The following is a 9,683-nucleotide window of genomic DNA, read 5'->3' as shown; positions in this document are numbered from 1 at the left end:
TCCTTAAGGGAAAAGTATGAATAATTCAGGAAGGTATATTTCAGCGTACAAATTTACTTAAGAATTTCTATTATTTTCAGGAAAACTTGAACTATTATGGGAAATATAGGAAAATAAGACAGATTGACAGTCATGTTCGTGGTTATATAGTAGAGAGAAGCTGAACAGTTGGGTGTTAAATCTCAAAATTGGGTAACTTATTTGAATAGAAGGAAAGTATGTTTTTAACTTGCTTATTAAAGATACATTATTGTTTTTAAGGAGGATTTGACATGACTAAGTATTTAGTAGTTGGCGCTGGTTTGTTCGGTGCAACGTTTGCATATGAGGCTGCTAAACGTGGAAATGAAGTAAAAGTAATTGAAAAACGCGATCACATTGCTGGAAATATTTATACAGAAGAAGTAGACGGGATTCAAGTTCATAAATATGGTGCTCATATTTTTCATACTAACAAGAAAGACATTTGGGAATATGTTCACCAATTTGCGGATTTTAATCGTTACACTAATAGTCCTATAGCCAACTATCATGGCGAAATTTATAACATGCCGTTTAATATGAATACATTTAATAAAATGTGGGGGGTTTCTACGCCAGCCGAAGCTCAAGAAAAAATCGTAGAACAACGCTCGGTTTTAAATGGTAAGAAGCCTCAAAATCTTGAAGAACAGGGAATTTCTTTAGTTGGTACTGATTTATACAAAAAGTTAGTTAAGGGTTATACTGAAAAACAATGGGGCAAAAGGGCCGAAGATCTTCCTTCTTTTATTATTCGTCGTATTCCTGTCCGATTTACATACGATAATAACTATTTTAATGATCCATATCAGGGGATCCCGATTGGCGGTTATACCCAAATAGTCGAAAAAATGCTTGCCAATGACTTGATTACAGTGGAAACTGGTGTTGATTTCTTCGACCATAAAGAAGAATATTTAAGAAACTACGATCGTGTTTTGTTTACAGGTATGATTGACCAATTCTTTGATTATGAGTTGGGTGAATTAGAATACCGTTCGTTACGTTTTGAAACCGAAGAATTAAACGTTGGAAACTATCAGGGTAATGCTGTAGTTAATTACACGGATGCAGAAACACCATATACGCGTATAATTGAACACAAGCACTTTGAATTCGGTAAGGGTGATAAGCATAAAACAATTATTACTCGAGAGTATCCTAAGACTTGGCATCGTGGAGATGAACCATACTATCCAGTCAACGATCGCAAAAATGATTCTCTTTATAAAAAATATACGCAATTAGCTGCAAAAGGGGGCGGTAATGTTATATTTGGAGGTCGTTTGGGAATGTATCGGTACTATAATATGGACCAAGTTATTATGGCCGCGTTAGTGGCTGTTAGAAAAGAATTCGAGGGATAAATATTTATGAAGGTTGTGCGTAATTATCTTTATAATGCAGGATATCAGCTTTTATTAGTAATTTTACCTTTAATTACTGCAACTTACACCAGTCGTGTATTAACCAATACTGGTGTAGGGCTCAATGCTTTCACTAATTCGATAATTCAGTATTTCGTTTTATTTGGAAGTATCGGTGTTAATTTGTACGGGAACAGACAAATTGCTTATTTACGTGATAATAAAAAGGATATGTCTGTTGCTTTTTGGGAAATTGTGTTGTTGCGGACTTTTACTGTGGCTCTTACTTATATTGCATTTCTGATATATATGCCACTTAGTAAATATCCAACGCTGATGATGTTTCAATCTATAAATCTTATAGCTGTTTTTCTGGACATTTCTTGGTTATATATGGGCCTAGAAGATTTTAAAAAGACTGTTACCCGAAACACTGCAGTTAAAATACTCTCTTTTCTGGCAATCGTTATTTTTGTTAGGGATAAAAACGATCTGGGACTATATATTATTATTTTAGCTTTGGGTTCGTTTTTAGGAAATATGACATTGTGGCCGTTTTTAAAGGGTCGAGTAAGTAGAGTTCATTTCAAAGACTTACATCCCTTTAAGCATTTACGACCATCCGTTGCTTTGTTTATTCCGCAAGTGGCAATTAATGTATATGCAGTTTTAAACAAAACAATGCTTGGTTCAATGACTGATACAGTTAATTCTGGTTATTACAATAATGCTGATACCATTATCAAAACTGTTTTAGCATTAGCAACAGCTACAGGTACTGTTATGTTACCGCATGTAGCTAATGCTTTTGCAAAGGGTGATGACGAGAGTGTCAACAATATGTTATATGAATCTTTTGATTTTGTATCATTCTTATCAATTGCGATGATGTTTGGTCTTGCAGGTTTGTCGCTTCATTTAGGACCATATTTTTTTGGCCCAGGTTTTGGACCTGTTGGTAAAGCGATGTTACTTGAAACACCTGTTGTTATGCTTATTGGGTGGAGTAACGCGATTGGAACACAATATTTATTACCAACAAATCATAATAAAGAATACACAGTTTCCGTTTTCATTGGGGCAATAGTCAACATCGTTATTAATATCCCTCTGATTTACTATAAAGGTTTAACAGGTGCTATTTTAGCAACTGTTATTTCTGAGACTTGTGTTACTGGTTATCAACTTTGGGTAATAAGAAATTGGGTCGACTATAAGAAATTATTCTTTAATGTGCCTAAATATTTAATTGCTGGAATAGTAATGTTTGTTCCTGTTTTTAAGTTGAATACCACCGTTCATACAAGTGTTTTTAGCATATTTGGTGAGGTGTTATTGGGCATAATTATATACCTAGGTATGATTTTAATATTAAGGCCAACTATTTTAAGTAAGGCTAAAACTCTGGTTAACTCAAGAAGAAAGAAAAAATAGGAGGACCTATTGTGGATATTGTTGGAATTCGAGATCATTGGATGACACGTTTTAAAATTTCACCAAAGATTGGAAATTTTCTATTCTGGAGTTCTTTTATTTTATATATAGTAACGCAATTCTCACAAGGAACGATGTTTATCGTAAATTATCCTTCTACGTCTTTTCCTTACCGTTTGTTCATGGTTACGGGGGCAATCGCATTATTAAAGATATTGATGTTCAACACCTTTAAAGATTGGCAGCAGTTGGCTTTTTACACTTCTGTGGGGTTAATAATTTTAGTAGGGTGCCAAAATACTGGTCACTGGGAACTAATTTATTATTTTTTATTGATAGTAGCCGCTCAAAACATAAAAATTGAAAATATTATTAGAGTTTTTTTAGTTACGATAACTGTTGGACTTCTTATTACTTTTGTTTCAGCAAAGTTCGGAGTGATCATGAGTATGACGAATAGCCGCACAGGTGATGCAGGTGTGCGTTTCGCACTCGGAACAGTTTTTCCAACCGATTTAGCATCACGTTCTTTTTATCTTCAGCTTTTTTATGTAGTATATCGAAGATTTAAGTTATCATTACCTGAAGTTATTGGTTGTGCCGCCTTTACTTTTCTAATTTATGTTGTGACAGATACACGTCTTGACTTCATATTGATGCTTTTAACATTATTAGCGGCTATTTTTTATCGTTCAATATCTAAAACACTAGATTATATCGGAAATACTATTATTTCGGTAGCTGGCATTCTCGGAATTTTTGGTGTGATTGGTCTAACATATATATATAGTTCAAGTAATACATTATTGTCTTTGGCTGATAAAGTACTTTCTGGGCGTTTAAGTACAGGTCACAAGGCTTTTGTGGACTATAATGTCACACTATTTGGTCAAGGTGTTCCTCAAAATGGAAATGGCGGTATTCATCATGGACCATTTGATTATTTTTTCATTGATTGCAGTTTTTTGAGAATTTTGATGATGAACGGCGCTGTAGCTTTTGTTATCGTTGTGTGGACCATTTGTTTCTTATCTAAAAAGTTTATGGATAAAAGATTTTGGGGGTTAGAAATAGCTTTGATACTCATTGTCTTAAGCTCATTTATTGATCATCATATGGATGAATTGTCATTTAACATTATTTTTATGACTTTGTTCGCAAATCTTAACTGTTTTCGTGATGAAACTCTCGCGTTAACAGAGTAAATAATTGGCAATCAACAGACGAAACCCGTTCACATATTCTAGTGGTCGAGATTCGTCTATTCGTTTAATTAACGTATTTTAAAACGAGGTGTAGGAATGAGTAAACATCCACTGATCAGCGTTATAGTCCCAGTTTATAATGTTGAAAAATATATTCGCAAGTGTCTACGTTCGATCATGGTACAAACATATGAGAACCTTGAAATCATTTTGATTGATGACGGTTCCTCTGATCGTTCAGGTAAAATTATCGATGATTACGCGACTAAAGATTCGCGAATTAAAATATGTCACCAAGATAATGCTGGGCTATCTGCAGCTAGAAATAAAGGTATCGAACTTTCAGCAGGTTCCTATATCACGTTTATTGACTCTGATGATTATATTGCTTCTGATTATGTTGAATATTTGTATGGTTTGTTAGAACAAGATGATTTTAATTCTCCTTTAGCGATTTGTTCTTTAATGAATGTGTACTCTTCAACTGGTAAACAGGTCGATTGTGGTGACAGTTCGGAGCAGATTTTATCTGGGGAAAAATGTATTGAAATGATGTGTTATCATGATTTAGTTGATACGTGTGCCTATGCGAAGCTCGGCAAAAGAGAACTTTATGACAATGTAAAATTTCCTGTTGGGCAACTGTTTGAGGATATAGCTACTACTTACTTATTATTTGCTCAATGTGAGACAGTAGCTTGCGGCTTCAAGCCTAAATACTTTTACGTTATTCGTCAAAATTCGATTGTTACTTCAAATTTTAGTAATAGTAAGCTAGACTTATTAAAGATGACTGATCAGATGGCGGATTATGTTAATCAAAAGTATCCAGAATTAAAAAAAGCAACTTTGAGGCGACAAGCCTATGCTCGCTTTAGTACTTTAAATCAGATGCTTAATACAACAGAAGCACATCAAGAGAAAAAAGAAATTGTTGAATTTTTGAAGAAGAATGAAAAAAAAGTTCTCGCAGATCCCAAAACACCACGAAGAGATCGAATTGCATATCGTTTACTAGACAGTGGGAAACTTGTTTATAAAAGTTTTTGGAAACTGTATGATTTTAGTAAAAAGAGTAAATTATTTCATATTCATAAATAGAGGTAAATATAACTATGAACACGTCGGTAGTCTTATCAACATATAATGGGCGCAAATTTATTATTCCACAGCTCGAATCTATTCGTAAGCAAGTTCGTCAACCCGATGAAGTATTGATTTTTGATGATCGATCAACTGATGATACTGTAGAGTTAGTTAAAAAGTATATTGATGAGCACAAGCTTAATAATTCATGGACGATTTTAGTTAATTCAGAAAATAAAGGTTGGCGTCGGAATTTTATTGAAGGTATCTGGAAAAGTAGTGGAGAAATAGTCTTCACTTGTGATCAGGATGATATTTGGAGAAGCGATAAAATTAAAGTGATGGCTGGTTTAATGGAAGAGCACTCAGAAATAGATTTATTAACTTCAAATTATGCAGAGTTTAATGATCAAGAAACTAAAAAACCGGGACCATGGAAAAATGATAAGCAGTTAAAAAAATTAGAATTGCGTCAAAATTACTTACTTGTTCAAAGTCCAGGTTGTACTCATTGTATTTCTCGTCGTTTAGCCAATTTAAGCAAGAAATACTGGGAGCCTGATTATCCACATGATGCTCTATTATGGAGATTAGCAGGATTTAATAACGCATTGTATATATATACAGATGCTTTAATAAAGTGGCGTAAGCATAATACCAGTGCTTTTTCTAAGGAAAGCAAAGACTTGAAGACGATTGGGCATAAAAAGGATTGGATAGTTGTAGCTAAAAGGTTTAATCAAACATTAAGGCAGTTTTTAGGCGAGGATGTAAATACAAGCACTTCAAGGCAAGCAAAGCTTTTAAGAAGAAGTACCCGGTGGTTAAACGTTAGGACTCGGTTCTATGAATCACGGAGCATTTTAACGGGCATTAAATTAGCGTTTTATTTGGATTGTTTTCCTCGTTACCGTCAGTATTTGGGTGACTGGTATCTTTTGTTTATTAAGCGTAAATAATTTGGTAAGGAGTACAGTATGGCAAATTACATTGTGAGTTCAAATGATCCTGGACAAATGGGTGGCAGCAAAGCCAAGGAAGATATAATCAAATTTGCGCAAGAAGATGGTTATGTGCCCTTTAGAATAGATCCATATCAACCTAATAAATTAGCAAAACTTTATTATACTAATATAAAGATGATGAAATTTTTTAAAAATACACACATTGATAATGTAGTTTTGCAGTATCCAATACCTTCACATTATATGATTGAGAAGTTTGTAAGAAGACTAAAGAAGAAGATAAATGGCAAATTTGTGATTTGGATCCATGATATCCAAGGACTTCAAAGCGGATCAGATGATAAAAAGATATCTTGGGAATTGGATCTTTTTAATTCTGCTGATATATTGATTGTTCATAATCCAAAAATGAAAGAATGGTTGTCAGAACAAGGTGTTACTACAAACAAAATTGTGTTAGAAATATTTGATTACATTAATCCACAACCCATACAGCCAAGTGAGCCGTATGAGAGAACAATATGTTTTGCTGGGAATCTTTTTAAATCTGGTTTTATACAAGAAATCAATACTAGTAATTCATTCGTAGTTTATGGGTCTAATATGCCCAAAAAACACGGAAAAAACACGGTTTATGCTGGTCAATATCCACCAGATGAACTGACTGCTCATTTGAATCAAAACTATGGTTTGATTTGGGATGGGCCAAGTGTTGAAACATGTGAAGGTACTTTTGGACATTATTTATTATTCAATAACCCGCACAAGACATCGTTGTATATCAGTTCTGGTATTCCGATTATAATTTGGGATCAGGCTGCGTTGGCTGAGTTTGTTTCAGAGAATAACATTGGCATCACGGTTCGAAATTTATCAGAGATAGATCAGGTTTTAAATGGTGTCAATGAAAAAGAGTATGGACAAATGAAGAAAAATGTTTCTGCAATGGCACTAAGATTGCGTCAAGGGTATTATACGCATAAAGCACTAAAACAAATCAGTTAATGAGGTGAGCAGGATGAAAGTTTCAGTCGTTATTGCTACGTATAATGGTGAGGACTTCGTCACGCAACAATTAGAATCAATTAGAAGTCAGAATAGGGAGCCGGATGAGGTTCTTATTTGTGACGATCGTTCGACAGATAATACCCAAAGACTAGTTAGTAACTTCATTGAAAAAAATTCTCTAGATAATTGGTCTTTTATGATCAACTCCGAAAATCAAGGTTATCAAAAAAATTTTTATAATTTATTGAAAAAAGCCTCTGGAGATATTATTTTTCTTTCTGACCAAGATGATGAGTGGACTTCTGATAAAATAGAAAAAATGGCACAAATTATGCAACATGACAATTCGATTGAAACATTAAATTCAGGTATTCAACTGATAGATCAGAACTCAGATAAGGTTGCTTTACCTGCAAGAAAAAATTTTTATAATGCCAACTTTTTATATTCAAAGGAACCATTACGGTATCTAAACAGTTTTTCTCTCGACGATATTATCAAGCGCAATATATCTCCCGGCTGTTCCATGTGTATTTCTAAAAACTTGAGAGATGAGTTTGTGTCTACTTATAACTTTGAGTTGCCCCATGATTGGTTTTTAAATATGATAGCCTCGGTTGATAAAAAGTGTTTCTTTTTAAATGAAAATTTAATTCGTTACAGAATGCATAATAATAATACGTTAGGTGTTAGTGAGAATTGGGGAGCTCAATCTAAAGTCAATTCCTTTGAAAATAGTCGCCAGACAAAGATTAAAGAGTTTGAACAATTACTTAGTTCCTTAACGATTATTAGTCAAAGACAAGATATAAAATCAGCTGAGCATCTTGCTAATTATTTGCGTGCAAGACTTAGGTTTTATAAGAAGCAAACTTTGGGTTCTCTCTTACGACTCCGTGATTACAAGGAATATTATCAAACAGCCACTTTTAGAGGACAAATTTGGGATTTTTTAGTTGCATTTAAGTTAAAAAAAATAATTTATCGTTTGCTACAAATGTAAGTAGTGCACAGCGGACGTATTTAAATATAAAATCAGATTTAATATAATTACCTTATCAAATGAGATGAGGTGATTTTTTGGATAATGAGCATGATTTCGTCCAATTAAAATCAATAGGCATAAGCCGACTAATGAGGTTAGGGCACAAAAGGCGATGCAGTTTCGAATTGATCAAATAAGATTATAGTAGTCTATAATCGGATTAACAACTATATTCTTGATGCTTTTTTAAAAGCGGTGTTTCCTCATGATGCTTGATTCAGAAAAAATTGAACAGATTTATTTGGCGACTTGAAAAACAGATTTTCTCTCTATCACAGGTGAACTGTTAAGCAACGTTGTTTATTAAAAATACAGTTTAGGGAATCCTTTGTATCGTCAGTTAAAGGATTGGCGACGGCTGGGTTGGGTATCAAGTGAGTCAACTTTGTTTCGCTTGGTGATCCACGGTTCAAAAATAGTTCAGCTCTTAACCGAACTGCTTCACGCTGAGTTACTCAAAGCACCTTATCTGCAGGGTGATGAGACAGTCGTGCAGGTTTTACGTGAACCGCATAATAAAAAAGCAACTGCTGAATCAAGAATGTGGGTCCTGCGGACTCCCCAAACCTTACAGCGCCAAGGAATATACTATGCGGATAAACCTGATCGGACAGCTCGATCCGGGCAAGAGCTTTATGCTGAATTTGTTGGTGTGTTGCGGTGCGACGGCTATTCTGTTTATGCGTCCGTTGACTGTCGCGACCGAGTCGGTTGTTTGGCTCATGTTTACCGGAAGTTTTTTGAAGCGACCAAAAGAGATCACCGAGCCAAAAGACCGTTAAAAATACTGGATCAGATGTTCCATCTGGAAAAACAATGGCAGACTCTGTCCTCTAACGAAAGAAAAAAGTTGCGTAAACAAAGATTAGCTCCTCTGCTAAAAAAATTTGTAGTGTTTGGCTGAATTGCTGGCTTTACCACAATCAATGCTGGGAAAAGCAATCAAATATGCTGACGGTCAAAAGACCGCAATCGACAAGTTGATACAATATGGTGCCTTAGATTTTTCTGACAACACTTGTGAACAAGCTATCAAATCACTGATCATTGACCGAAAGAACTTTCTGTTTAGCACCAGCATAGCTAACGCGATCTGGTTGACATTGCTTGAAAGCGCGAAAGCCAACTGCTTGGAGAATCCATTGCAGTACCTTTTTGAAATTCTGACAGCGCTCTTCCAACCAGTTCCTCTGAGTGAATCTGAGCTGAGTCGTTATTTGCCATGGAGTCAAACGAAAAAGGCCAAAAATGTGGCTGCATAAGCAAGCTGAAGTGCTCCATAATTGTTAGTTTCTATGTCTAACAATTATGGGGCACTTCAACTTTGGCGCTTCTTTTTTAGAGAAATTTATTCTTGATTCCAACTAAAGAGAGCAAATTTAGAGACTTAGACGTCCGCTGTGCACTGCTTACCTTGAAAATGAAGAACTACGCAAACAAAATAAGGGTGATGAACAAAGTATTGCTGAAATAGAAACTCTTTTAAAAACTTTTCAGACGAAATTTCCGATAAATTTAAGGCTTGAAATGTCAAATTAAGTTAGAAATAACA

At 34.7% G+C, this 9,683-nt stretch carries 8 protein-coding genes and 1 pseudogene; all 9 read left to right on the top strand.

The annotated features are described in order from the left end of the window. Positions 1–272: 272 nt before the first annotated feature. Positions 273–1,388 (top strand): UDP-galactopyranose mutase, encoded by a 1,116-nt coding sequence (gene glf / locus FC65_RS06235; protein ID WP_056971966.1) that lies wholly within the window; start codon positions 273–275, stop codon positions 1,386–1,388. Positions 1,389–1,394: 6 nt separating this feature from the next. After that, on the top strand, positions 1,395–2,822 hold the full coding sequence (locus tag FC65_RS06230; RefSeq protein WP_056971965.1) for an oligosaccharide flippase family protein: 1,428 nt from the start codon (positions 1,395–1,397) through the stop codon (positions 2,820–2,822). An 11-nt stretch (positions 2,823–2,833) separates the two neighbouring features. Further along, positions 2,834–4,027, top strand: coding sequence for a hypothetical protein (locus FC65_RS06225; protein WP_056971964.1), 1,194 nt, complete (start codon positions 2,834–2,836; stop codon positions 4,025–4,027). A 96-nt stretch (positions 4,028–4,123) separates the two neighbouring features. Further along, positions 4,124–5,128: a glycosyltransferase family 2 protein gene (locus FC65_RS06220; protein WP_056971963.1), complete on the top strand. Its 1,005-nt coding sequence runs from the start codon at positions 4,124–4,126 to the stop codon at positions 5,126–5,128. A gap of 14 nt (positions 5,129–5,142) precedes the next feature. Further along, a complete protein-coding gene (locus FC65_RS06215) occupies positions 5,143–6,072 on the top strand; it encodes a glycosyltransferase (protein ID WP_056971962.1) in 930 nt (309 codons plus the stop codon). An 18-nt stretch (positions 6,073–6,090) separates the two neighbouring features. Then, a complete protein-coding gene (locus FC65_RS06210) occupies positions 6,091–7,083 on the top strand; it encodes a glycosyltransferase (protein WP_056971961.1) in 993 nt (330 codons plus the stop codon). Positions 7,084–7,096: 13 nt separating this feature from the next. Continuing rightward, positions 7,097–8,089, top strand: a complete 993-nt coding sequence (locus FC65_RS06205) for a glycosyltransferase (RefSeq protein WP_056971960.1) — start codon at positions 7,097–7,099, stop codon at positions 8,087–8,089. Positions 8,090–8,450: 361 nt separating this feature from the next. Further along, positions 8,451–9,035: pseudogene (locus tag FC65_RS12745) on the top strand (IS66 family transposase); the annotation flags it as partial. Then, positions 9,028–9,393: an IS66 family transposase gene (locus FC65_RS12740; RefSeq protein ID WP_056971958.1), complete on the top strand. Its 366-nt coding sequence runs from the start codon at positions 9,028–9,030 to the stop codon at positions 9,391–9,393. The pseudogene FC65_RS12745 and the gene FC65_RS12740, both read left to right, overlap by 8 nt. Positions 9,394–9,683 lie beyond the last annotated feature (290 nt).

The sequence above is a fragment of the Ligilactobacillus acidipiscis DSM 15836 genome, assembly GCF_001435755.1.
Taxonomy (GTDB): Bacteria; Bacillota; Bacilli; order Lactobacillales; family Lactobacillaceae; genus Ligilactobacillus; species Ligilactobacillus acidipiscis.
This window is presented reverse-complemented; position numbering and strand designations above follow the sequence as displayed.

What these genes read in the sequence shown, in the direction of transcription:
- glf (WP_056971966.1), top strand. Translation starts at nt 273, where the DNA reads ATGACTAAGTATTTAGTAGTTGGCGCTGGTTTGTTCGGTGCAACGTTT.
- FC65_RS06230 (WP_056971965.1), top strand. Translation starts at nt 1,395, where the DNA reads ATGAAGGTTGTGCGTAATTATCTTTATAATGCAGGATATCAGCTTTTA.
- FC65_RS06220 (WP_056971963.1), top strand. Translation starts at nt 4,124, where the DNA reads ATGAGTAAACATCCACTGATCAGCGTTATAGTCCCAGTTTATAATGTT.
- FC65_RS06215 (WP_056971962.1), top strand. Translation starts at nt 5,143, where the DNA reads ATGAACACGTCGGTAGTCTTATCAACATATAATGGGCGCAAATTTATT.
- FC65_RS06210 (WP_056971961.1), top strand. Translation starts at nt 6,091, where the DNA reads ATGGCAAATTACATTGTGAGTTCAAATGATCCTGGACAAATGGGTGGC.
- FC65_RS06205 (WP_056971960.1), top strand. Translation starts at nt 7,097, where the DNA reads ATGAAAGTTTCAGTCGTTATTGCTACGTATAATGGTGAGGACTTCGTC.